We start from the raw sequence: 24,134 nt of genomic DNA on the forward strand, positions 1-24,134 counted from the left end.
CAGGCAAGGGAATCGGCGAACTCAGTGGCCTCCACCTCCATGGCCGCCGCCACCTCCATGGCCGCCACCTCCATGACCGCCGCCACCGTGGCCACCGTCACCGTGGCCGCCGCCACCGTGGCCGCCGCCACCGTGGTCACCACCGTGGCCGTAGTCACCGTGGTCGCCGCCGTGGTCGTAGCCACCGTAGTCGTTGTCGTAACCGCCGTAGTGGTCACCGTTGTCGCAGTCGTCCCACCAGTCGTCGTCGCAGTCCCGGCTGTAGCTGTAGTGGTTCCCGTTGTGGTGGTCGTAGTCGGTGGCGGAAGCGGTCCCCGCCGTGCCGATCGCCGCGCCGCCGGCCATGAGGACGCCGGCCGCGGACACCGCGAAGAGGCGCTTGACGCGCTGTGCTCGCATGGGTAATACCTTTCCTTCCATCGTCCCGCGCGCGAAGGGAAGGACGCGGGAATGATGGCCGCCGCCGCTGGATGGGAGATGCGGAGCGGTCGTAGGCGTCGCCGCTGGGAAATGAGAGCACGTCTCGCTCTCCGACGCCGCCGTGCGGTCCGCGTGAGGTTCCGCGGCCCGGCACCACGACAACGGGCCCCGTTGGGAGACCACGCCGGACGGGCGTGCCCAGGTTGCGGCTGTCACTGGTAGACGCTAATCGCCGCCTCGCCCGTCGGCATCTCGGGCGAGAACCCGTCCGGCATGCGGACATCGCGGCCGCCGGACCGCGTTCCGGCCCCGGTCGCACAGGCGCCGCCTCGCCCGTACGGGCTGTCGCGGCTCGCGGACGACCCGAACGCACCACCCGGACCGAACCGAATCGCCGGTACGGCGGGCGAAGGTCCTTCACCCGTCACCGCGGTCGCCCCGTCACCCCGCCACCGTGGTCGTCACCCGGACGACGCACGGCCTGCGCGGGGTCGAGCCGAAGCCGAAGCGCACCGGAGGGAAGACGTCCGCAGGCGGCCCGAGATCCACGCCCTCCAGAACCGCTCGGGCCCGCCGGACCGGGCGCAGATCCTGTGCCCCGTACCACTCGGAGCGGCCTCCGCCGGCGCTGCCGAAGGTGCGCACCCCCCGGAGCAGGCGTGCCGGACGGTCCACGGCCTCGATCCACCGCGGGTCGACGGCGAGCCGCCGCGGCACGGCGCCCAGCAGCAGGCCGAGCGGGCCGCGGGGGCCGGTGCACAGGCGCAGGGCCAGCGACGGGCTGCGGACGGACCAGTGGCGGCCGGTGACCGTGACGTGCACCGGCTCCACCCGCACCTCGTCGAAGGAGTAGGTGCCGGCCACGAAGCGCGCGGGCTCCGGGCCCGGGGCCAGCAGGAGACGGTGGCCGTCGCCCCGCTCCAGCATCACGTCGCTGAACGGCCCGAAGGGCGAGGAGGTCCAGTGCCCCAGCACGAGCCGGGTCCCGGAGGCCGTGCCCAGTCCCGCGATGAAGCCGTCGAAGGTCCGCCGCGCCCCTGCGGGAGCACACCGGCCGGCCCCTCGGGGCGCACGGCGACGGCTGCTGTTCATCCGGCCCCCTCGGCTCTGGACGCCCCCGCACCCGGCACCTGCTCGAGCGGTACGCGGACGGCGCCCAACCGCGTGCCCGCCGCCCGCACGGCCGAAACGGGGGCGGCCCCGCACGAGGACGCCGCGGACACGCATCGCGCGGTGCGCCGCGGGTAGAAGAGCGGCGCCCGGCCCGGGCCGGCGGCTCGTGCCGGGCGCGCCGGGGCCGAGCGCCGTACGCACGCGCCGTACGCACGCGCCGTACGGACGCGCCGCACGGACGGGCCGTACGGACCGCTTCGTGCGCACGGTGCGTGCCGGCCCACCGCGCGGACGGCGCCCGCACGCCCGCGGTACGGGCGTGTCGTGCGGCCGGCCGTCGGCGCCGGGAGACGATGAGGCGTCGGGCCGTACCGGCCGCGGTGCCGGGCTCGGGATGGAGGGCTGCGTGGACCAGCGGGTCACGGGGCAGTGGGCACGGGAGCGGGAGGAGCCGCGCGCGGCGCGGGCAGCGGACTCCGCGGACTCCGCGGACGCCCGGCGGCGCATTCCCCGCACGGACGCCGTGCTGCGCGACGCGCGCCTGGCCGGCGCGCTGGCCAGGCTCGGGCCGGGACCGGTCAAGGACGCGGTCCGGGAGGCGCAGCGGCGGGCACGCGAGGGCGTCATCGCCCCCGAGGAGGTGGCCGGCACCGCCGTGGCGCTGCTGCCGCCCACGGCGGGCGGACTGCGCCCGGTGATCAACGCCACCGGGGTGCTGCTGCACACCAACCTGGGCCGGGCCTCGCTGTCCGCGGCGGCCCGGCAGGCGGTGCAGGACGCCGCCGGCCCCACCGACGTCGAGCTGGACCTGCGTACCGGCGTCCGGGCCCGCCGCGGACGCTCGGCCCTGCGGGCACTGCGCGAGCGGGTGCCGTCGGCCGGGGCGGCGCACGTGGTCAACAACGGCGCCGCCGCCCTCGTCCTGGCCGCCACCGCACTCGCCGCCGGACGGGAGATCGTCGTCAGCCGCGGCGAGATGGTCGAGATCGGCGACGGCTTCCGGCTGCCGGACCTGCTGGTCTCCACCGGGGCCAGGCTCCGTGAGGTGGGCACCACCAACCGGACCCACGTCGCCGACTACGCCGACGCGATCGGCCCGCAGACGGCCTTCGTCCTCAAGGTGCACCCGTCCAACTTCCGCGTCACCGGCTTCACCAGCGCCGCCACCGTGGGTGAACTCTCCGCGCTGGGCGTGCCCGTGGTCGCCGACATCGGCTCCGGCCTGCTCGCCCCGCATCCGCTGCTGCCCGAGGAGCCGGACGCCGGGTCCCAGCTGCGCGCCGGGGCGTCCCTGGTGACCGCGAGCGGCGACAAACTGCTCGGGGGCCCGCAGTGCGGACTGCTCCTCGGCGACGAGGACCTCGTCCGCACCCTGGCCCGGCACCCCCTGGCCCGCGCCCTGCGCGTGGACAAGCTGACGCTGGCCGCCCTGGAGGCGACCCTCACCGGCCCCGCCACGCCGACCGCCGCCTTCCTGGCCGCCGACCCGGACGAACTCCGGCACCGGGCGCGGCGGCTCGCCTCGGTACTCGCCGCCGACGGCGTCGACGTACGGGCCGTGCCCTGCTCGGCCACCGTGGGCGGCGGCGGCGCGCCCGGAGTCACGCTGCCCAGCGCCGCGCTGTCCCTCCCCGAGCGGTACGCCGCCGCCCTGCGCGCCGGCCCGGTCCCCGTGGTGGGCCGGCTGGAGGCGGGACGGTGCCTGCTGGACCTGCGGGCGGTGCCCCCGCAGGACGACGAACGGCTGGCCGAGGCCGTCCGCTCGGCCGCGCCGGAGCAGGAGGCGCCATGCGGGTGATGGCCACCGCCGGCCACGTCGACCACGGCAAGTCCGCGCTGGTGCGCGCGCTCACCGGGATGGAACCCGACCGGTACGAGGAGGAGCGGCGCCGCGGGCTCACCCTCGACCTGGGCTTCGTGTGGACCCGTATGGAGGGCGAGGACATCGGCCACCTCGCCTTCGTGGACGTCCCCGGCCACGAGAGGTTCGTGTCGACCATGCTGGCCGGCGTGGGACCCGTGCCCGCGGTGCTGTTCGTGGTCGCCGCCGACCAGGGCTGGCAGCCCCAGTCGCAGGAGCACCTGGCGATCCTCGACGCGCTCGGTGTACGGCACGCCGTGCTCGCCGTCACCCGCAGCGACCTGGCCGACCCGGCACCCGTGCGGGCCGACGCCCTGGAACGGCTGGCCGCGACCTCGCTGGGCGCCGTGCCCTCCGTGGCGGTCAGCGCCGTGACCGGCGCCGGACTGGACGAGCTGCGCGCCGAGCTGGCGCGGCTGGCCCGCGCCCTGCCGGTGCCGCCCGCCGACGCGGACGTGCGCCTGTGGCTGGACCGCGCCTTCACCGTGCGCGGTCACGGCACCGTCGTCACCGGCACCCTCGGCGCGGGCACCCTGAGCGTCGGCGACCGGCTGGTGACCGGCGACGGCGGGGGCGAACTGCGGGTGCGCGGACTGCAGTGCCTGCACGAGCGGCGCGCGGACGTCGGCGCGGTGGCGCGGGTGGCGGTCAACGTCCACGGGCCCGGCGACGGCGCCCTGCGCCGCGGCCAGGTGCTGCTCACGCCGGGCCGCTGGCTGCTCACCGGCCTCACCGACATCCGTGTCACCGGGGAACCGGCCGCGGAACTGCCCCGCACCGTGACCCTGCACATCGGCACCGCCGCGGTGCCCGTGACCGTGCGCCCGCTGGGCGAGGACACCGCCCGGCTGACCCTCGGCAGGCCGCTGCCCCTGCGCGTCGGCGACCGCGCGGTCCTGCGCGAGCCGGGCGGCCGCCGCCCGCCCTGCGCGGTGACCGTGCTGGACGTCCGCCCGCCGCGGCTGGACCGGCGCGGCGCGGCCCGGGCCAGGGCCGGGGAACTGGCGGCCATGACCGGCTGCCCGGACGGCGCCGCCGAACTGCGCCGGCGGCGGCTGGTCACCCGCGCCGAACTGACGGCCATGGGCGTGCGGCCGCCCGCCCCGCCCGTGGCCGGGGACTGGCTGGCCGACCGGGAGCACTGGGCCCGGCTGCGCGAGCGCCTGGCCGCCGAGACCGAACGGTACGCCCGGCAGCACCCCATGGACCCGGGCCTGCCCGCCGAGGCCGCCCGGCATCTGCTGCGCCTGCCGGACCGGGCGCTGGTCGACGCGCTCGCCCGCACCCCGGGCGAGCCCGCACTGGTGCACCGCAACGGCCGCCTCCACGCCCCCGGAACCGCCCGGCCCACCCTGCCGCCGCCCGTCCGGGCGGCCGTCGACGCCGTACGCCGCGACCTGGAGCGGTCACCGTTCCGCGCGCCGGAGGCCGACCGTCTCGCGGAACTGGGACTGACCCGCAAGGCGGTGGCCGCCGCCGTCTCGGCGGGGGCGCTGCTGCGGATCGCCGACGGCATCGTGCTGCTGCCCGGCGCGGACGCGCGGGCCGCCGAGGTGCTGGCCCGCATCCCCCAGCCCTTCACGCTCAGCGAGGCGCGCAGGGCCCTCGGCACCACCCGCCGGACCGCCGTGCCGCTGCTGGAGTTCCTGGACGCGCGCGGCCACACCGAGCGAGTGGACGACCAGCACAGACGCTGCCGCCCGCACACGGCGGGAGACGGAGGCGGACGGGAATCGAACCCGCCTGCCCGAGATCCTCGGACACCTCGGTTTTGAAGACCGGGAGGGCCACCAGGCACCCACACGCCTCCACCGCCCGCCAGGCTACCGGAAGGACCCGGCATGACCTCCACCCGTGAAACACCCCTGCGGCTCACCCAGTTCGCCCACGGCGGCGGCTGCGCCTGCAAGATCCCGCCCGGTGAGCTCGAGGACGTGCTCGGCGGGCTCGCCGCCGCCCTGCCGGCCCCGGGCGGCGCCGCCCCGCTGCTGGTCGGGCTGGCCACCGGCGACGACGCCGCCGTCGTCGGCCTGCCCGCCGCGGACGGCGCCGCCCGGGCGATGGTGTGCACCGCCGACTTCTTCACCCCGGTCGTCGACGACCCCTACGACTGGGGGCGCATCGCCGCGGCCAACGCCCTGTCCGACGTGTACGCGATGGGCGGCAGCCCCGTGCTGGCCGTCAACCTGCTGTCCTGGCCGCGGGGCGTGCTGCCGTTCGAACTGGCCCGCGAGGTGCTGCGCGGCGGGCTGGAGGTCGCCGCCGAGGCGGGCTGCCACGTGGGCGGCGGGCACAGCGTGGACGACCCCGAGCCCAAGTACGGCATGGCCGTCACCGGCCTCGCGGACCCGGCACGGCTGCTGCGCAACGACGCCGGGCGGCCCGGACTGCCCCTGTCGCTCACCAAGCCGCTGGGCACCGGCGTGCTGAACAACCGTCACAAGGCGACCGGGGAGCGGTTCGAGCAGGCGGTGGCCACCATGGCGGCCCTGAACCGGGACGCGTCCGCGGCGGCCCTGGCGGCCGGGGTGTCCTGCGCCACCGACGTCACGGGCTTCGGTCTCCTCGGCCATCTGCACAAGCTGGCCCGGGCCTCGGGGGTGACCGCGGTGCTCGACACGGCGGCCGTGCCCTTCCTGGAGGGCGCCCGCGAGGCCGTACGGGAGGGGTACGTCAGCGGCGGCACCCGGCGGAACCTGGAGTGGGTCGCGCCGTTCACCGACTTCGGCGGCGCCGACGCCGACACCCGTCTGCTCCTCGCCGACGCCCAGACCTCCGGGGGCCTGCTCGTCGCCGGCGAGATCCCGGGCGCCCCGGTGATCGGCGAACTCGTCCCCCGCGGGGCGCACTCCGTCGTCCTGAAGTGAGCCGGCCCCGCCCGGCGCGGGCGGGACCGTCAGGGGATCAGGGCTCGGTGCCCGTGTGCTCGTCGATGCCCGCCCGGGCCCGGTAGGACCGCACCAGCTCCACCGAGGCCGGCCCGCGCGGGCGGCGGCCCGGCCGGATGTCGACGGCGAACGCCTTGGTCTCCTGGATGTGGGTGTTGGGGTCCAGCGACAGATGCACCAGCTCGTTGGCCGCGTCGCCCGTGCTGTAGCCGTTCGGGCCCCAGTGGTAGGGCAGCCCGACCTGGTGCAGCCTTCGGCCGTGCACGGTCAGCGGCGGCACCCGGTCGGTCACCAGCACCCGCGCCTCCACGACGGCCCGGGCGCTGACGATCGTGGCCCAGCCGGTGTGCTCCAGACCGCGCTCGGCGGCGAGCTCCGGGGACACCTCGCAGAAGAACTCCGGCTGCAGCTCCGCCAGATACGGCTGCCAGCGGGACATCCCGCCGGCCGTGTGCTGCTCGGTCAGCCGGTAGGTGGTGGCCACGTAGGGGAACACCTGCGAACCCGGCTCGCCGGGGCCGGGCTGGTACCGGTTGTCCGGATGTGTGGGCATCAACTGCCGCACCGGGTTGCGCTGCTGCGTGTACAGCAGGTTGGGGAACGGCGAGTCCTGCGGCTCGTAGTGGGCGGGCAGCGGCCCGTCGGTGAGCCCGGAGGGCACGTACAGCCACGCCTTGCCGTCGGCCTGCATCACGAACGGGTCGGTGCCCGACAGCGCCTCCGGCCCCTTCGCGTCCGGGGGCGGCCGGTGGTCGGGCGACTTGTCCCGGGCGAAGTCCGGGATGTCGTGCCCGGTCCACGCGGCCTGTTCCTCGTCCCACCACACCAGCGCCTTGCGCTCGCTCCACGGCCGGCCGTCCGGGTCCGCCGAGGCCCGGTTGTACAGGATGCGCCGGTTGGCGGGCCAGGCCCAGCCCCACTCGGCCGCCACCCAGTTCTGCTCGCTGCCCGGCTTGCGGCGGGCGGCCTGGTTGACGCCGTCGGAGCGGACACCGCAGTAGATCCAGCAGCCGCAGGCGGTCGAGCCGTCGTCGCGCAGCTGCTCGTACGAGGTCAGCGGGTTGCCCTCGGCGTCATGGCCGTTGATCTCCGCCAGCACCGCCTCGGCGTCCGGCTCGGCCAGGGCGCCCTTGGTGGGGTAGTCCCACGCCAGGTCGAGCAGCGGCCGGTCCATCGGATCGGTGGAGGCGGCGAGCTTGCGCCGGAGGATCCGGCCCAGGTGGAAGGCGAACCACAGGTCGCTGCGCGCCTCGCCGGGCGGTTCGACGGCCTGGTGGTGCCACTGCAGCAGGCGCTGGGTGTTGGTGAAGCTGCCGTCCTTCTCGGTGTGCGCGGCGGCCGGCAGGAAGAACACCTCGGTGCGGATGTCCTCCGTGCGCAGCTCCCCGGTCTCGATCTCCGGGCCGTCCTTCCACCAGGTGGCCGACTCGATGAGGGAGAAGTCCCGCACGACCAGCCAGTCCAGGTTCGCCATGCCCAGCCGCTGCAGCTTGGCGTTGGCGGAGCCCACCGCCGGGTTCTCGCCCACCAGGAAGTAGCCCTTGCAGGTCCCCTCCAGCTGGGCCTCCACCGTGTCGTAGGTGGAGTGCGAGCCGGTCAGCCGCGGCAGGTAGTCGAAGCAGAAGTCGTTGCCCGGTGTGGCCGCCTCGCCCCAGTACGCCTTGAGCAGACTCACCACGTAGGCGCGCATGTTGGCCCAGTAACCCTTGTCCGTCCCCTCCGCGCGCACGAAGGCGTCCAGGTCCTCGTTCGCGTGCGCGTGCGGCATCGGGATGTACCCGGGCAGCAGGTTGAACAGGGTGGGGATGTCCGTGGACCCCTGGATGGAGGCGTGCCCGCGCAGGGCGAGGATGCCGCCGCCCGGCCGGCCGATGTTGCCCAGCAGGCTCTGCAGCACGGCCGCGGCGCGGATGTACTGCACCCCCACGGTGTGCTGGGTCCAGCCCACCGCGTAGGCGAAGGCGGTGGTCCGCTCCCGCCCGGAGTTGTCCGTGACCGCCTCGCACACCTGCCGGAACAGATCCTGCGGCACCCCGCAGATCCGCTCGACCATCTCGGGCGTGTACCGGGCGTAGTGCCGCTTGAGCACCTGGAACACACAGCGCGGATGCGTCATCGTCTCGTCGCGCTCCGGTTCCCCCGCGCCGAGGGCCGGGCCGCCGGACCCGTGGGCCTCGCCGCGCGCCGCCTCGCTCACCGAGGCGCCGCCGCCGGTGCGCCGTTCGTACTCCTCGTCGCGCTGCCCGGAGGCCGCCTGCACCTCGGTGCCCAGGTACTGCCACGTGGTGTTGTCGTAGCTGCGGGTGTCGGTGTCCAGCCCGGAGAACACGCCGTCCAGGTCCTCGGTGTCCTCGAAGTCCTCCCGCAGCAGTATGGGGCCGTTGGTGTAGGCCACCACGTAGTCACGGAAGTACTTGTCGTTGCTCAGGACGTAGTTGACGATCCCGCCGAGGAAGGCGATGTCGGAGCCCGCGCGCAGCGGCACGTGCAGGTCGGCCAGCGCGCTGGTCCGGGTGAACCGCGGGTCGACGTGGATCACCTTCGCGCCCCGCGCCTTGGCCTCCATCACCCACTGGAACCCGACCGGATGGCACTCGGCCATGTTCGAGCCCTGGATGACGATGCAGTCCGAGTTCTGCAGGTCCTGCTGGAAGGTGGTCGCGCCGCCGCGGCCGAACGAGGTTCCCAGACCGGGAACGGTGGAGGAGTGTCAAATACGGGCCTGGTTCTCGATCTGGATCGCGCCCAGAGCGGTGAACAACTTCTTGATCAGGTAGTTCTCCTCGTTGTCCAGCGTCGCGCCGCCGAGGCTCGCGATGCCGAGGGTGCGCCGGGTGCGGGTGCCGTCGACCTCCCACTGCCAGCCCGCGCGGCGGGCCTCGATCACCCGGTCGGCGATCATGTCCATCGCCGTGTCGAGGTCGAGCCGCTCCCAGTCGGTGCCGTGCGGCCGCCGGTACAGGACGTGCTGCGCGCGCGCCTCACCGGTGGTGAGCTGGAGGCTCGCCGCGCCCTTGGGGCACAGCCGGCCGCGGGAGATGGGGGAGTCGGGGTCGCCTTCGATCTGGGTGACCCGCTCGTCCTCGACGTAGACGTTCTGGCCGCAGCCCACGGCGCAGTAGGGGCAGACCGACTTCACCACCCGGTCGGCGGAGGCGACGCGGGGGGTGAGCCGTGCGCTGGTCCCGCTCTTGGCGGCGGCCCCGCGCCCGAGGGGATCGGTCCCCTTGAGCTGCCGGTAGACCGGCCAGGAGTCGATCCAGGTGCGTACGCCCATGGTCTCGTGCCCTCTCGGTGCCAGGTGGCCTCCTGCGGAAGATTCTCCCGCACTCGCACGAGCGCGGCATCCTCTGACGGCGCCTGCCGGCGCGGCCGGGAGCCGGGTGCCCGCACGAGGTCGTCGAATCCCTCGCTTCCCTCGCTGCCGCTGCGAAGTACCCCCGCCGCGCCGGGCGAAACAGCGGGCGTGCCGCAGGGCAGGTGTGAACCCGCCAGGACGGGGGACTCCCGGCTGCGGTACGGCGGTGTGTCCACTCGCACACTGTCCGTCATGACCGTAATGTCCGGGTGGCCGCGGTGCGGCGGGGTACGACGGGAGTGAATCGTATGGCGGTCCGGGTCTGCCGCACGGCCGCGGCGCGAGTCCTCCCCGTCCGCCCGCACGCCGCTCGGCGCGGCCCCGGCGCCCGCCCGGCCGCGGGGGTGGGGCGATGACGCAGCGGCACGTCTTCGGCACGGTGTTCGCCCTGGAGTCGGCGATCGCTGGATTCGTGTTCCTGGTCGTGCTCGCCCTGTTCGCCCACGCGCTGCTGCGGCGCCGCGCCCGGCGTACGGCGGGCGCCTCGGAGAAGTCCGGGGCGCCCGTGCTGGAGAAGTACTACGTCGGCGTGCCGGCCGCGTTCGCCGTCTTCCTCGTCGCCTGGACCGCGTGGCAGAACCACCAGGAGCACCGGCCGCCCGGCCGCGCCCCGGTGACCGTCGACGTCACCGGCTTCCAGTGGTGCTGGACGTTCACCCACCCCCAGTCCCCTTCCCGACGACAGGCGGTGCCTCCCGTGTCCCCTGACCCGCGGCCGGACGTGCTGGTCCTCGACGTCAACGAGACCATCACCGACATGCGTCCGCTCGGCGCGCGCATGGCGGAGGCCGGCCTGCCCGCCGGGCTGCTGCCGGTGTGGTTCGCCGGAGTCCTGCGCGACGGCATCGCGCTGACCCTGGCCGGCGGCCGCGCCCGCTTCGCGGACGTCGCCGCGGACGGTCTGCGCACCCTGCTGGCCCAGCAGGGGCGCGGCCGGAACGCCGGGCCGGCGGTGCGGCACGTCCTGGCCGGCCTGCCGGAACTGCCCGTCCACCCCGACGTCCCCGAGGGCGTACGCGCCCTGCGCGCGGCGGGCCGGCGCCTGGTGACCCTCACCAACGGCTCCGCGGACACCACCCGCGCGGTGCTGGACCGGGCGGGACTGGCGGACTGCTTCGAGGCGCACCTCGACGTCGAGGGGGCGGGCGGCCACTGGAAACCCCACCCGGCCGCCTACGCCCACGCTCTGCGCGCGGCGGACGTACCGGCCCGGTCCGCGATGCTGGTCGCCGTCCACCCGTGGGACGTCGACGGCGCCGCCCGCGCGGGCCTGCGCACGGCCTGGCTCCACCGCGCCCCCACCGCGCCGTACCCCTCGACCCGGACCCCCGCCGACATCGAGACACCGGACTTCACGACCCTGGCCCACCGCCTCACGGCCCCCGCCGGCTGACTAGGCGGCCTGGCGGTCCGCCGGGACCCGGGTGCGAGTGGTGGCCGGGTGTGGTTCAAGTCGGGGCGCCCGTCGGTTGCGGCGACTGCCGCGCGGGGGTGCCGGATTCACGGGCCTGGCCTGCCGTCTCGCGGCCTCTGTCGGCTGATGAGGCGGCCTGGCGGTCCGCCGGGACCCGGGTGCGAGCGGTGGCCGGGTGTGGTTCAAGTCGGGGCGCCCGTCGGTTGCGGCGACTGCCGCGCGGGGGTGCCGGATTCACGGGCCTGGCCTGCCGTCTCGCGACCGCCTCCGCCTGACCGGGCCGCCTGACAGCGGGCCGGGGGTGCCGCCCGTGGCGGGGCGGGCGGCGGCACCGGCGTGTGGTCCCGGCCGTGCCGTCCGGCCGTTGCCGCCGCGGAGGCGGCGGTGGCGGGTTCGCTGCCTCTCGGTCGTCGCCTCCGGCGGAACCGGCCCGGGATCTCCGCCCGCCGGGATACGGGGCGGGGCCGCTGCCCACGGCACTCGGCCGGGCGCGTCGGCCCTGCCCCGCGCCGTTCCGGAGGCGCGTGATGACGGCCCTGGCCCGCTGTCGGCCCGGGCTGTTCCCGGCCGACCGGCCCGGGCTTGTCGCGTGCCGGGGTGGGGGGTCGGCGGGCGGCCGGGTGCGGCCCCCGGCCCTGCCCGGCGGCCGGGGCCGCCACCACCCCGGAGGTGGCGGGGTGCGGCCCTGGTCCGCCGGCCGGGGCCGCCACCGGCTCACCGGGCCGGGACCGCTGCGCCGAGGCGCGCGGGCGGCGGCCACCCGGCCGGGGCCGGCCGGGTCAGCGGGACCGTGCCTCCAGGCGCTCCCGCTGGGGTACGACCGTGTACTTGGGGTCCTCCGCCGAGGCGACTCCGGCGTGGAACAGGCCGAACCGGAGTGCGGCCGAGCCGGTCAGCAGCGCCGCTCCGGCCGCCACCGCCAGGCCCCGGCCCGGGCCGCGCCGACGGCCGGCGAGCGCCGCCAGCGCGGCGCCGCCCGCCGTGAGCACCTCCGAGGCCCGCAGCAGCCGGTGCGGCATGCCCTGCCCGAACGGCTCCGCCGTCAGGCCCATGCGCCTCTTCATCAGCTGGAAGGCGCCCAGCTCCAGCGCCGCGCCCAGCACCGCCAGGCGCCGCGCCGGCCCCGTCTGCGCGACCGGCGCGCAGGACAGGGCGAGCCCGGCCGCCGCGGTGGCGGCGGACCCGGCGAAGACGAACGGCAGCTGCCGGTAGCCGTCGTGCCAGGACGGCACCGAGGTGTCCGAGAGCAGCACGGCGGTGTACGTGGCGACCGCCGGGCCCAGCGCCGCGGCGCCCGCCGTGGCGCCCGCGCCGGCCATGCGGTAGCGGCCCGCGACGTCGGCGGCCGCGGCGGCCATCGTCAGCGGCGCGTAACCGGCCAGCAGCCAGGAGCCGATGTTCATCGGCGAGGTGGGCTTGAAGACCCGGAGCATGTTGACGAAGCGGGCGGGCCGGCCCAAGTCGTGCACGAGCGCGCCCAGCGACACGGTGATGGCTCCGGCGGAGCCCAGCTTCGCCACCCGGGCCGTCTCCGGCCGCCCGGTGGCGTGCGCGCCGGCCGCCAGCACCGACGACGCCCCGGCCAGCCCGCCCAGGTAGAGATAGCCGGCGATGTCCAGGGCCTTCCAGGTCGGCGAGTTGAGGACCGGTTTGCCGTAGTACGACGAGAACTGGGCCTCGGGGACCATCGGCTGCTCACCGCGGCCGCGGCGTCGCCTGCGCCGTCCGGCCCGTTCCCCCGTCGGCGCGTCCCGCCCCGGCCGTGCTCCCTGCACACCCTCGCGGGTGACGTCCGATCCGCTCATCGTGGCCTCCCGGCGAACGCGGCGACGCCCAGCGCCACGAGCGAGACGGCGGCCGTCGCCGCGTGCTTCCACATGGCCGGCAGGTCGCGGGTGGTCACCACCGGGTCCGGCGGCAGGCCGTAGACCTCCGGCTCGTCGAGGAGCAGGAAGAACGCGCCGTCGCCGCCCACCCCGTCGTCGGGGCTCTCGCCGTACAGCCGTGCGTCGGTGACCCCCGAGGCGTGCAGCTGCGCCACCCGGGCCGCCGCCCGCTCACGCAGCTCGTCGAGCGGCCCGAACTGGATGGACTCGGTCGGGCAGGACTTGGCGCAGGCCGGTTCCATGCCGGCGCCCAGCCGGTCGTAGCACAGCGTGCACTTCCACGCCCGGCCGTCGTCCTTGCGCTGGTCGATCACCCCGTACGGGCAGGCCGGCACACAGTAGCCGCAGCCGTTGCACACGTCCTCCTGGACCACCACCGTGCCGAACTCGGTGCGGAAGAGCGCCCCCGTGGGGCACACGTCCAGGCAGGCGGCGTGCGTGCAGTGCTTGCACACGTCGGAGGCCATCAGCCAGCGCAGCTCGGTGCGCCCGTCGGGAGCGACCGGCGAGATCTCCCCGGCGGGCGCGCCGGCCGGGGCCGACTCCGGGGACGGGGTGGTCGCGCCGGGCCCGGGCGAGGCGGGGGAGGTGCCGAGACCACGGGCGGCCTCGAACACGTCGAACCCCTCGTGCCCGACGCCCGGTTCCTGGCCGCCGAACGGCTTGCGCTGCTCGATGAAGGCCACGTGCCGCCAGGTGTCCGCGCCCAGGCCCTGGGTGTTGTCGTAGGACATGCCGGTCAGCTCCAGGCCGTCCTCCGGCACCGCGTTCCACTCCTTGCAGGCCACCTCGCACGCCTTGCAGCCGATGCACACCGAGGTGTCCGTGAAGAAGCCCATGCGGGGCGGGGCGTCGGTGTAGCCGGCCGCCTGCGCCACGTTCGGCTGCGGTCCGTACAGCTGGTTCCCGGACGGGGGCGGCGGGCCGCCGCCTCCCTCGCGCACCGCCGCGGTACTGCCCTCGGTCATGCCGCCACCTCCTCGCTCGCCTCCGTCGGCCCCCACCTCGTCGCCTCCATCAGCCCCCACCGCCCCCGTCCGTGCCGCCGTCGCCCGCGGCCTCGCCGGGGCCGGCGCGCGCGATCTCGATGTGCCGGCGCTGGTGGTCGGTGGTGGGGAGCTCCACCCGCTCGGCGAAGTACCAGCGGCTCAGCGCGTTGCGGATCCGGTGCCTGTGCCACAGCCGCCAGGCCTCCGTGCCGTGCAGGCGGGGCCGCGGCTCGTCGCGCACGAGGATGCGGTATCCCTCCTCGGCGGACAGCGGCGTCCGCGCCTCCACGTATCCCCCTTCCGCCGTGCGCTCCACATCCGGCGTCACCTGACCCTCGATCAGGCGGCGTCGGTCGGCGGCCTGGAGGCCGAGACAGGCCCGCTTGGTCGCGTGGTGGACGACGAACGGCACCACGAACACGCCCGCCCTGAGGGTGTACGTCATCAGCTCGAGCGGGGTGTGGAACACGTACGACAGGACGTCCTGACCGCCCGGGGCGCTCATCAGGACCAGTACGCCCGTCAGGCTGAACAGCAGGCCCAGTGACTTGGCCGTGTACTGGGGGACCAGCGGCTTGACGATCACGTTCCGGTTGGTGCGGCCGGGCTTCACCCACTGGGTGTGCTTGTGGTGGACGACGAGGGCCACGTGGACGCCGGCCAGGGCGAGCAGCAGTCCCGGCAGGATCAGGCGCAGCCGCACGTAGGAGCCGGTGTACGGCCGCTCGGTCATGTCCGGATGGAAGAAGAAGCTCAGGAAGACGCCGGTCAGCACCAGCAGGATCAGGCTGTACAGGGCGACCTCGCCGAGCAGGAACGACCAGTGGTCGGGGAACGCCTTGCGCAGGAACCGCCTGCCCGCCCGGGTCAGCGGCAGGCGCCTGTCGAGGGCGGTCGCCACCCGTTCGCCGCGGGACGGCGGCCCCGATGCAGCGTGCTCGCGAGATCCCGCCACCCCGTGCCGCCTTTCGTCCGTCGCGCTGGGCGCCGCGCTCACCCGGTGCTCGTCTTCGAGCCTGGCACGGGTGCCCGCACCGCGCGCGCCCGAAACCGCGCCGGGGCGGTGGTGCGGCGGTGGTGCGGCGGCGGTGGGGGCGGCATCGGGGCGGCGGTACGTCGGCGGTGGGACGGCGGGGGTGCGCCGAGGGGTGCCGCCGCTGGTACTCGAAGGTCACGCCCGAGGTCGTAGGAGTTGCCGCGCCGGCTCCCGGCGAAACGCCGCGCCGGGGTCAGTCGCCCAGGTGACGCTCGATCCAGTCGGCGGCGGCCCGGCGGAAGGTGCGGCGGTTGTCGGCGCGGCGGAAGTAGTGCCCCTCCTCGCGCAGCATCAGGAGTTCCGCCTCCACACCGCGCTCGCGCGCCGCCCGCACGAACTGCTCCGACTCGCCGGGCGGCACATTGGTGTCGTGCTCGCCGTGCACGGCCAGCACGGGCACGCGCAGAGCGTCGATCCGGTTCATCGGCGACAGGGAGCGAAGCAGCTCACGGTCGTGTTCGGGGTGCCCGTACTTGTGGGCCGCCGACTGCGCGATCCACGGCTCGGTGCCGGCGAAGAACGTCACGAAGTCCGACATCCCGGACACCGCCACCCCGGTGCGGAACAGCTGCGGATGCCACACCAGGGAGGCGAACGTCAGGTAGCCGCCGTAGGAGTGGCCCATCACGGCCAGCCGCCGCGGGTCGGCCGGCCCGGCCAGGACCGCGTGCGCGGCGCAGTCGGCCACGTCCTGGATGGCGGCGAACCGGCCCGTGCCCAGGTCCGCGTCCACGAAGGACCGGCCGTACCCGGAGGAGCCGCGCACGTCGGGCGCGAACACGTCCAGTCCCCGGCCCAGCAGCTCGTGGAACGCGGGCTCGAACACCGGCCGCGCCTGGTCCTCCGGTCCGCCGTGCAGGTACAGCACGCACGGCGCGGGCGTACCGGGGGAACGGCCCGGAGCGCGGTAGTACCAGCCGCCGAGCCGAAGTCCGTCCCGGGCCACCGGGCGCAGCGGTGCGGGGCGGACGGGCCGATGGGTGCCGGGGGCCACGTCCTCGTCGCGGGAGGACCACGGCGTGCGCAGCGCGGCGCCCTGCGGCAGCCACCACACGCCGGGCCGGCGCTGCGAGCCGGACAGCGCCACCACGGGCGCGTCCAGCCGGCCCAGGGCCGCCACCCGGGTGACGACCTCGTGCGGCAGGGATACGGCACGGGACACGACGACTCCGGGGTCGGGATCGGCCGCCGGTCCGGAACGGACCCCCGCCTCGGTACCGGCCGGCGCTTCGGTACCGGCCGGCGGTTCCGAACCGTCAGCCGGCTCGGAACCGGTCACCGGGCCGGGCCCGGTCGCCGCCCCGGTACCGGCCGCCCGCCGTGAACCGGCCACAGCCCCAGTATCGGGGCGGCGGACGGCTTGGGACCGGTTCGCCGTCTCCGCCCCGGGTGTCGCCTCGGGGTCGGCCGCCGTGCCGGCGTGGGCCGTCGCGCCGGATCCGGGTTCCGCCCAGGGGCGCGGCGTCGGCTCGGTGACGGGCGGCGCCCCCGAACGGTCCGCCGGCCCGGTACCGGGTGTCTGCCCCGAAGGGGCCGCAGCCCCGGACCGGTCCGCCGTCCCGGCAGCGGGTGCCGCCTCGGAGCGGGGCGCAGCTTCGGCGCCGGGCGTGGGCTGGGCGCTCTCCGTGTCTGTGGGCTGGGCGGCCTCCTTGTCCGCGGGCCCGGCGCCCGCCGTGTCTGCCGGCCCGGCGCCCGTCGTCGGCCCGGGAGCGGTCGGAGTCGGGCCGGTGTTCGCCGGTGCGGTGCCCGCCGGGCCGGGGCGGTCGGCCCGGCCGGCGCGGGCCGGGACGCCGGCCGGGCGCAGCGTGGCCACCTCCAACTCGCTGACCCCGCCCACGTTCCACGCGAGCACGGCGCCCAGGCCGTCGCGGTCCAGGGCCAGCAGTTCCAGGCCGGCGCCCGCCCGCTCCGCGACCGCCGTCAGCCCGGTGCGGCGCCCGCGCGGGCCGAGACGCACCGCGAGCAGGGCGGCGTACTCCCGGCGGTAGTCGCTGCGCAGCCAGAGCGTGCGGCCGTCCGGCGCGAAACCGCCGATCCACGGGTCGCCGTCGGCGACCGGCAGCGAGCACGCCACCCGCAGATCACGAGTACGGACGACGACGGCCTCGCGGCGGCCCCGTGGCCCCCTGCGCACCAGGGCCAGCCGTCCGTCCCGGCTCAGATCGACGACCCGCAGGGTGGCGGCCTCGCGCTCGCTCGCCAGGAGCACCGGCGCCGCCGAGCCGTCGGGGTCCACCAGATACGCGGACAGCGTCCGGGGCGACGGCTCGCCCGGACCCGTCCGGGGGGCCGCCGGGACACCGGTCCTCCGGACGGCGGGCGGCGCCCCGGTGTCCGGGACCCCCAGCAGGGTCGCCCGGCCGTCCCGGGCGGTCCAGCCGCCGGGATGCGGCACCGCCGACGCGCCCGGCTGGACCGGGCCGGGAGAGACGCCGAACGCGCCGGGACCCCCCGGCGCACCCGGCCCGCCCGCGCCGCCCGGGGCGTGGGACCCGCCGATGTCCCGGCGTCCGAGGTCGCCCTCCCCGCCGGGCGGGTGGGGCTGCACGGGGGCCTCGGCCACCGTCACCGCGACCGCGGAGCCGTCGCGTGCCCAGCAGCCGAGGTGGGCGCTGGTTCCCGGCTCGCCGCCCGCCAGGATCCGCCGCCCGGTGCCGTCGGGCCGTACGCACAGCACCCGGGTGTGCTCGCCGCCGCCGGGGGCGGTGGTGTACGCGATCCAGCGGCCGTCGGGCGACCAGGCGACCTCGGTCACCGGATCGGGGTCGGAGTCCAGCAGGTGGACCACGTCCGCGTCGACCGCTCCCGCCCACAGCTGGGGCACACCGGCCCGGTCGCAGACGAAGGCGGCGTGCCGGCCGCTCGGGTCCACCGACGGATACCAGCAGCCGTGCGACGTGAGCAGCCGGGGCACGGCGTCCAGCGGGAGGGCCGTGTCCGGCAGGAGCACGGGCTCGGGCGCCGGCTGTGCGGTCACCGCCCGCGCGCCGTCGGGCAGTTCCGTGGCACGCAGTCCGCGGGCCCGGTCCGCCGGACCCTGCGGCCGGCGGAGCCTGCGGGCCCGCCCCAGCAGGTCCCGCGCACCGGGCCCACCGGCCGGCCCCGCACCGTCCCGGGGCCGTCGTGCGCGCACGGGGTCCGCGGCCGCGGCGCGGTCGGCCGCCGGCGGGCGGCGCCCGCGGTGCGCCCCGGCGTCCGGGCCGGCCGGGCGGGACCGGCCGGTGGCGGCGCGGGACGCCGCCGCGCCCTCGCCGGTCAGCTGATTCCGTGCGTCTGCAGCCATATCTCCAGCAAAGCGACCTGCCACAGCGCGTTCGCCCCGCGCTTGGTGCGGTGCGCGTCGGGCGCCGCGAGTAGCTCGTCGACGTAGTCGGAACGGAACAACCCGCGCTTGCGGGCCTCGGGCGCGGTCAGGGCCTCGTGCACCCGTAGCAGTACCGGCCCGGCCATGTGCTTGATCGCCGGGACGGGGAAGTAGCCCTTGGGCCGGTCGACGACCTCGCGCGGGAGCACCTTGCGCCCGGCGGCCTTCAGCACGCCCTTGCCGCCGTCCGCCAGCTTGAGGCCGGGCGGGCAGGCGGCCGCCAGCTCGACCAGCTCGTGGTCGAGGAACGGCACCCGGGCCTCCAGACCCCAGTCCATCGTCATGTTGTCGACCCGCTTGACCGGGTCGTCGATCATCATGACGTGCGTGTCCAGCCGCAGGTCGGCGTCGAGCGCGGTCTCGGCGCCCGGCGCCGCCATGTGCGCGCGCACGAAGTCGCCGGAGACGTCCCGCTCGGGCAGCACCCCGGGTTCCAGCATGCGGGCGAGAGCGGCGTGCGGCCGGTCGAAGTAGGTCTCGGCGTACGCGTCCGCCGCCCGGTGCCGGGGCACGGCGGCCATGTCCGGGTACCAGTGGTAGCCCGCGAACACCTCGTCGGCGCCCTGGCCGCTCTGCACGACCTTGACCTCCTTGGCCACCTGCTCGGACAGCAGGTGGAAGGCCACCACGTCATGGCTGATCATCGGTTCGCTCATGGCGCTCACCGCCCCGTCCAGGGCCTGCGAGACCCGGTCGGAGGGGACCATCAGCTGGTGGTGGTCGGTGCCGAAGTGCCGCGCCACCAGGTCGGAGTAGTGGAACTCGTCGCCGTCCTCGCCGCCCTCGGACTCGAAGCCCACGCTGAAGGTGGCCAGGTCGCTCTGCCCCTCGTCGGCCAGCAGCGCCACGATCAGACTGGAGTCCAGGCCGCCCGACAGCAGCACGCCCACCGGCACGTCGGCCACCATCCGGCGGCGCACCGCCGTGCGCAGGGCGTCCAGCACGGCCTCCGTCCAGTCCGCGTCCGACAGGCCGGCGTACTCGGGCCTGCGGGTGTACTCCGGCTGCCAGTAGCGGTGGTCGCGGCAGGTGCCGTCCGGCTCGACCACCCGCACGGTGGCCGGGGGCAGCTTGCGCACGCCGTTGAGGACGGTGCGGGGCGCCGGCACGGTGGCGTGCCAGCTCAGGTACTGGTGCAGGGCGACCGGGTCGATGGAGGTGTCCACACCGCCGGCCGCCAGCAGCGCCGGCAGCGAGGAGGCGAACCGCAGGCGGCCGGCGGTCTCGGACAGGTACAGCGGCTTGATGCCGAGCCGGTCGCGGCCCAGGACGACGCGGCCGGTGTCCTGCTCGGCGATCACGAACGCGAACATGCCGTGGAAGCGGTCGACGCAGGAGGTACCCCACTCCTGGTACGCCTTGAGCACGACCTCGGTGTCCGAGCCGGAGAAGAACCGGTGCCCCCGCGCGGACAGCTCCTCCCGCAGCGCGCGGTAGTTGTACACGCAGCCGTTGAAGACGCCGGCGAGCCGGGCCGCGGGATCGGCCATCGGCTGGGCGCCGCTCTCCGACAGATCGATGATCTTCAGCCGCCGGTGCCCGAGCGCCACGGCCCCCTGCGACCACAGTCCGCGGCCGTCGGGTCCGCGGGGCGCGAGCCGGTCGGTCATGCGCTCGACCGCGGCCAGGTCGGGCTGCCGGCCGTCGAAGCGGACCTCTCCGCTGAGCCCGCACATCAGGCGGACCTCCTCTCGGCGTCGTCCCCGGCCGTCGCCGGCGGGGTCCCGCCGCGGGCCGGCGGCGCGGACCGGCGTGCGGCCGCGGCGGTCCCCGCGGTGGACGCGGCGGCCGGGCCGCCGGCGCCCGGGGCCGCCGCGGTGGTCGGGGCGGAGCTGGTCGGAGCAGCGGGATCGTGGGACATGGCGGTGACGACTCTCCTTACGTTCTGCACTTCTGCGCGCTCTGGGTGTTCTGGGTGTTCTGGGTGTTCTGGGTGTTCTGGGTGTTGTTCCGGATGTTCCGGGCGGATGCCCGGCCGGTCATCGGCGTTCCGGGAGCCTTCCGGGACCCGGGCCCTCGCGCGGCCCCGGGGGACGGGAGGCCCGGAGCGGGAGCCTCGGCGACCGCCTCGGCGGGTGCCGGCGTCGGCGTACGGCGGGAACCGCCCGACGCGCCGGCACACCGCGCGGCCCGTACGGGACCCGGGCCACGGGACCGCGGGACGGCGGGGCCGCCGCGGACCCGGCCGGCGGCCCTCAGACGCCGGTGCCCCCGACGACCGGGCTGGGCCGGCGGGTGCGCACGGCCCGCGCCGGCGGCGCCGGCCGGGGGGAGGGCGCGCCGCGGGTCTCGGCGACCATGAGGTCGATGCTGGCGAGCAGGTCCTCGCCCTCGGCGGCGCGCCGCAGCCGGTGCGCGGCGCTGCCCTCGGCCAGGGCGCGGGCCAGCAGGTCGCGGACCGTCTCCCAGTCGCCGGACGCCTCGAGCGCCGGGCGCAGCCGGGCCGGCATGCCGTGCAGGGCCACGCGGGCGGGTACGGCGCGACGGGTGACCGGATCGACGAGGGGACCTTCCAGGCCCGAGCGGGCGGCCCGCCAGGCGGCGGCCCGCAGCCACTCGTGGTGGCCGTCGCACCGGGAGGGCTCACCACGGGCGAGCCGGTCGCACGCGTCCTGGACCAGGGCCCGAAACAGGCCGGTGACCAGCACCACCGTCTCCACACGCGGGCAGGCGTCACAGATGCGCAGCTCCAGCGTCCGCTGGTGCGCGGAGGGCCGTACGTCGTGGTACACCATGCCCGCGTCGGAGATGACGCCCGAGCGGATCAGCTCGTCCATGGCCCTGTCGTAGGCGTCGGCGCCGGAGTAGCAGCCGGCCGGCCCGGCCGTGGGCCAGCGCTGCCACAGCATGGTGCGCCAGCTGGCGTAACCGGTGTCCGCCCCCAGCCAGAACGGGGAACTGGCGGACAGCGCCAGCAGCGGCGGCAGCCACGGCGACACCAGGCACATGGCGCGCACGGCGGTGTCCCGGTCGGGTACGTCGACGTGCACCTGCGCGCTGCAGATGAGCTGCTCGTCGGCGACCCTGCGGTACTCGTCCACCATGTGCCGGTAGCGGGGGTTGGCGGTGACGTCGCGCGAGGTGACGCGGGCCAGCGGAACGGTGCCGGCCGCGACCGCGGCCAGGCCGAGCGAGGAGGCCGCGGCGTCCAGGCGCCGCCGGGCGCCCGCCAGGTCCGCGTACAGGTCGTCGAGGGTGTGGTGCACCCCGCTGTTGCTCTCCACGACCGACTGTTGCAGCTCGGTGGTGAAACCCGGTCTGTTCAGCCGGTCGAGCACGGCGCGGGCGCGCGGCACCAGCCGCCCGCTCTCCACGTCCAGGACGTGGAACTCTTCCTCTGCCCCGATCCGCAACGTCACGTCTGCCCCTTGCGCTCACTCACGGTCACCCGGCCCCACGGTCGGACCGGTCCCGGTCGGGACCGTGCGGCTCGGGGTCACCGAGTGCCCGATCGGCGACGTCGCAAGCATGAGGACAACATGTGTTGTCGCCCAGTTCACGTCGCCCAGTTCACATAGGAGCGCCGGAAGGGAGCAGGAGGGAGCGGAGGGGAGCGAGGCGTGACGGGGGGTGACGGAAGGTGACGGTCGTGGAAGGAGGGGTGTGGAGAGGCGGGTGGACGGCGTGTCCGGTGGCTCAGCCGGCGGACTGCCCGCTGCCGTCCGCCCCGCCGCTGCCGTCCGCCCCGCCGGGGCCGTCGGCTCCGCCGGGGCCGTCGGCTCCGCCGGGGCCGTCGGCTCCGTCGGGGCGGTCCGTCCCCTTCGCCGGGGTGGTGGCCGGTGACGGCGCCGCGGGGCCGCTGTCGTCGGAGGCGCTGTAGAAGACGGAGCTGCCCTGCTTGCTGCGGTGGGCCTGGTTCCTGGCCACGAGGCCCTCGAGCGTGCTGCGCACGACCGTCGTCTTGATCGTCCGCTCGGGGTGCTCGTGACCGAGGGCGGCGGCGACCTCCGCCGCGGAGCGCGGCTCCCGCCGGCCGGCCAGATGTGCGCGGACGAGGTCCACGAGGGTGGGCCGCGCCGCCTCGGCCGCCGTTGCACCGCCGGCGCCCTTGCCGCCGGCGCCCTTCCCGGGGGTCCGCCGCGCAGAGGCCCGCCCGGCCGTGCCCCGCTCGGCCGCGCCCCGCCCGGTCGTGCTCCGCTGGCCCCCGGTCCTCCGGTCCGCGGTCCGACCGGGTGCGCCCCCTTCGTCCGTGGACCGCTTGCGCGCGGTGCGCCGGCCGGTGCCCCCGGCGGTCCTCGCGGTCCGGCTCCCGGCCGCTCGCCGTCCACGGGGCGAGGGGACGGCGGGTGCGGCCGACTCGGCGGCGGGCTCGGCGGCGGGCCGGTCCGGTGCGGTGTCGACGCCGAGCGCCTGCCGCATGTTCAGCAGCACGGACCGGTCGTGCTGAAGCGCCGTCAGGCGGTCCTGGAGCGCGGCGATCTCGAGGCCGACGCGCTCCTGCTCCTTGGCGTTCGCCTCGAGGTCGGCGGTCACCTGGGCGATGTACTGCGATGTCAGTTCCGTGGCGGGGATGGTCTTCTCGGACATGCGGGCGACCTTTCCTGGGTCATGCCGACCGTGCCGTGCGGTCTGTCACACGTACTGCCGTGGTGCACAGATAGTACGGACGGGCGGGCGAGGTTGCTCCGGCCTCGCCGCGCGGCCCGGGAAATGAGTGGAGGCCCATGGGACCGCTGTGCCGGCATGGCGCGATGCGGAAGACGGCGTCGGCGGGCGTGGACCGGGGTCAGTACCCCGATGTGGTGACCCCCTGGGACGACACGGTGTGGCGGAGCGCCGCTCTGGAGTGGGTGGAGGACCGGCTCGCCGCGCGTGGGCTGCGGACGACGGGCGAACGGCGGGTACGGCTGCGGCCGTGGTCCGTTCTGCTGCGGGTGTCCGTGCGGGACGCGGGGCCGGTGTGGTTCAAGGCCAACCCGCCCGGCAGCGCCTTCGAGGCCGCACTCGGCGCCGAGCTGGCGCGCTGGGTGCCGGAGCACGTCCTGGAGCCGCTGGCCGTCGACGCCGGCCGGGGCTGGTCGCTGCTGCCCGACGGCGGCCCGCTGCTGCGTACCGCGATCGAGGAGCGGCGGGTGGACGACGCGCGGGTGTGGGAGGACGTGCTGCGGCAGTACGCGCTCGTGCAACGCGCCCTGGTTCCGCACACGGACGCCATCGGGCGGCTGGGTGTCCCCGCCGCGCGCACCGCCGCACTGCCGGAGGTGTTCGACCGGCTGCTCGAGGCGGTCTCCGCGGCCGGCGGGCTGCGGTCCGAGGAGCGCCGCGCGCTGCACGCCCAGCGGCCGCGACTGCTCCAGTGGTGCGCGGAACTGGCCGCCGCCGGTGTGCCCGACACGCTGGACCACGCCGATCTGCACGCGGGCCAGTTGTTCCGTCCGGCGCCGGGAAGGTTCACCTTCTTCGACTGGGGCGACGCGTCGGTCGGCCACCCGTTCCGCGGTCTGCTCGTGCCGGCCCGGGCGGCCCTCGAACGCCACGGCCCCGAGGTGCTGCCCCGGCTGCTGGACGCCTACCTCGAGCCGTGGACCGGCGCGGGCCGCACACCCGCGGAGCTGCGCCGTGCGGTGCGTCCGGCCTGGCGTCTCGGCGCGCTGGGCCGGGCCGCTTCCTGGGGCCGGGTGTTCTCCACCGTGCCGGACGCGGCGCTCGCGCAGCAGAGCGGTCGCTCGTTGCTGCACCTGCTCACCGAGCCGCCCCTCTGACGGATCGGGCCCGCCCCGGGCCCGCCTCGTGCTCGGCCGTGGACCCCTCTCAGGCTCGCCCGCGCACCCCCTTGGACGTTCAGTCCAATGGCATAGACTGTGC

General features: G+C 76.1%; 13 protein-coding genes, 1 tRNA gene and 2 pseudogenes. 5 read left to right on the forward strand and 11 right to left on the reverse strand.

Annotated features, from left to right (window positions below; translation table 11 throughout):
* Positions 1-21: 21 nt before the first annotated feature.
* The gene (locus tag ACI2LW_RS27795) at positions 22-399 is read right to left on the reverse strand and encodes a hypothetical protein (protein ID WP_404733973.1); all 378 of its coding nucleotides are present in this window, start codon (positions 397-399) and stop codon (positions 22-24) included.
* A 462-nt stretch (positions 400-861) separates the two neighbouring features.
* On the reverse strand, positions 862-1,512 hold the full coding sequence (locus ACI2LW_RS27800) for a hypothetical protein (protein WP_404733974.1): 651 nt from the start codon (positions 1,510-1,512) through the stop codon (positions 862-864).
* 526 nt (positions 1,513-2,038) lie between these two features.
* On the opposite strand from ACI2LW_RS27800, the gene selA reads away from it, so the two are divergent.
* Both selA and ACI2LW_RS27810 read left to right on the forward strand, forming a co-directional pair.
* On the forward strand, positions 2,039-3,331 hold the full coding sequence (gene selA / locus ACI2LW_RS27805) for an L-seryl-tRNA(Sec) selenium transferase (protein WP_404733997.1): 1,293 nt from the start codon (positions 2,039-2,041) through the stop codon (positions 3,329-3,331).
* Positions 3,331-5,073, forward strand: a pseudogene (locus ACI2LW_RS27810) (SelB C-terminal domain-containing protein); the annotation flags it as partial. The gene selA and the pseudogene ACI2LW_RS27810, both read left to right, overlap by 1 nt.
* 38 nt (positions 5,074-5,111) lie before the next feature.
* Here ACI2LW_RS27810 and ACI2LW_RS27815 read toward each other — a convergent pair.
* Positions 5,112-5,204 (reverse strand) — tRNA-Sec (locus ACI2LW_RS27815).
* Between the two features lie 31 nt (positions 5,205-5,235).
* On the opposite strand from ACI2LW_RS27815, the gene selD reads away from it, so the two are divergent.
* Positions 5,236-6,261 (forward strand): selenide, water dikinase SelD, encoded by a 1,026-nt coding sequence (gene selD / locus ACI2LW_RS27820; protein ID WP_404733975.1) that lies wholly within the window; start codon positions 5,236-5,238, stop codon positions 6,259-6,261.
* A gap of 37 nt (positions 6,262-6,298) precedes the next feature.
* Here the strand turns inward: selD and fdh are convergent, their stop codons facing one another.
* The gene (gene fdh / locus ACI2LW_RS27825) at positions 6,299-9,559 is read right to left on the reverse strand and encodes a formate dehydrogenase (protein WP_404733976.1); all 3,261 of its coding nucleotides are present in this window, start codon (positions 9,557-9,559) and stop codon (positions 6,299-6,301) included.
* A 433-nt stretch (positions 9,560-9,992) separates the two neighbouring features.
* On the opposite strand from fdh, the gene ACI2LW_RS27830 reads away from it, so the two are divergent.
* The gene (locus ACI2LW_RS27830) at positions 9,993-11,033 is read left to right on the forward strand and encodes a haloacid dehalogenase type II (RefSeq protein ID WP_404733977.1); all 1,041 of its coding nucleotides are present in this window, start codon (positions 9,993-9,995) and stop codon (positions 11,031-11,033) included.
* Between the two features lie 800 nt (positions 11,034-11,833).
* Here ACI2LW_RS27830 and nrfD read toward each other — a convergent pair.
* The 7 genes and pseudogenes from nrfD to ACI2LW_RS27865 form a co-directional block, all read right to left on the reverse strand.
* Complete coding sequence (gene nrfD / locus ACI2LW_RS27835; protein WP_404733978.1) at positions 11,834-12,859, reverse strand: NrfD/PsrC family molybdoenzyme membrane anchor subunit; 1,026 nt, start codon at positions 12,857-12,859, stop codon at positions 11,834-11,836.
* Positions 12,856-13,908, reverse strand: coding sequence for a 4Fe-4S dicluster domain-containing protein (locus ACI2LW_RS27840; RefSeq protein ID WP_404733979.1), 1,053 nt, complete (start codon positions 13,906-13,908; stop codon positions 12,856-12,858). The genes nrfD and ACI2LW_RS27840 overlap by 4 nt, the downstream gene beginning before the upstream one ends.
* A gap of 49 nt (positions 13,909-13,957) precedes the next feature.
* Positions 13,958-14,884: a cytochrome b N-terminal domain-containing protein gene (locus tag ACI2LW_RS27845; RefSeq protein ID WP_404733980.1), complete on the reverse strand. Its 927-nt coding sequence runs from the start codon at positions 14,882-14,884 to the stop codon at positions 13,958-13,960.
* Positions 14,885-15,158: 274 nt separating this feature from the next.
* Positions 15,159-16,124 (reverse strand): annotated as a pseudogene (locus tag ACI2LW_RS27850) (alpha/beta hydrolase family protein); the annotation flags it as partial.
* Positions 16,125-18,220: 2,096 nt separating this feature from the next.
* A complete protein-coding gene (locus ACI2LW_RS27855) occupies positions 18,221-20,005 on the reverse strand; it encodes an N-acetylglutaminylglutamine amidotransferase (protein WP_404733981.1) in 1,785 nt (594 codons plus the stop codon).
* 519 nt (positions 20,006-20,524) lie between these two features.
* The gene (locus ACI2LW_RS27860) at positions 20,525-21,688 is read right to left on the reverse strand and encodes a glutamate--cysteine ligase (protein ID WP_404733982.1); all 1,164 of its coding nucleotides are present in this window, start codon (positions 21,686-21,688) and stop codon (positions 20,525-20,527) included.
* Positions 21,689-21,965: 277 nt separating this feature from the next.
* Positions 21,966-22,856, reverse strand: coding sequence for a hypothetical protein (locus ACI2LW_RS27865; RefSeq protein WP_404733983.1), 891 nt, complete (start codon positions 22,854-22,856; stop codon positions 21,966-21,968).
* 164 nt (positions 22,857-23,020) lie between these two features.
* Between ACI2LW_RS27865 and ACI2LW_RS27870 the strand changes: the two genes are divergently transcribed.
* Complete coding sequence (locus tag ACI2LW_RS27870; RefSeq protein WP_404733984.1) at positions 23,021-24,031, forward strand: phosphotransferase; 1,011 nt, start codon at positions 23,021-23,023, stop codon at positions 24,029-24,031.
* The last annotated feature ends 103 nt before the right edge of the window (positions 24,032-24,134 follow it).

The sequence above is a fragment of the Streptomyces sp. NPDC004065 genome (assembly GCF_044903565.1).
Classification (GTDB): domain Bacteria; phylum Actinomycetota; class Actinomycetes; order Streptomycetales; family Streptomycetaceae; genus Streptomyces.

What these genes read in the sequence shown, in the direction of transcription:
- ACI2LW_RS27795 (WP_404733973.1), bottom strand. Translation starts at nt 399, where the DNA reads ATGCGAGCACAGCGCGTCAAGCGCCTCTTCGCGGTGTCCGCGGCCGGC.
- ACI2LW_RS27800 (WP_404733974.1), bottom strand. Translation starts at nt 1,512, where the DNA reads ATGAACAGCAGCCGTCGCCGTGCGCCCCGAGGGGCCGGCCGGTGTGCT.
- selD (WP_404733975.1), top strand. Translation starts at nt 5,236, where the DNA reads ATGACCTCCACCCGTGAAACACCCCTGCGGCTCACCCAGTTCGCCCAC.
- ACI2LW_RS27830 (WP_404733977.1), top strand. Translation starts at nt 9,993, where the DNA reads ATGACGCAGCGGCACGTCTTCGGCACGGTGTTCGCCCTGGAGTCGGCG.
- nrfD (WP_404733978.1), bottom strand. Translation starts at nt 12,859, where the DNA reads ATGAGCGGATCGGACGTCACCCGCGAGGGTGTGCAGGGAGCACGGCCG.
- ACI2LW_RS27840 (WP_404733979.1), bottom strand. Translation starts at nt 13,908, where the DNA reads ATGACCGAGGGCAGTACCGCGGCGGTGCGCGAGGGAGGCGGCGGCCCG.
- ACI2LW_RS27855 (WP_404733981.1), bottom strand. Translation starts at nt 20,005, where the DNA reads ATGTGCGGGCTCAGCGGAGAGGTCCGCTTCGACGGCCGGCAGCCCGAC.
- ACI2LW_RS27865 (WP_404733983.1), bottom strand. Translation starts at nt 22,856, where the DNA reads ATGTCCGAGAAGACCATCCCCGCCACGGAACTGACATCGCAGTACATC.
- ACI2LW_RS27870 (WP_404733984.1), top strand. Translation starts at nt 23,021, where the DNA reads ATGCGGAAGACGGCGTCGGCGGGCGTGGACCGGGGTCAGTACCCCGAT.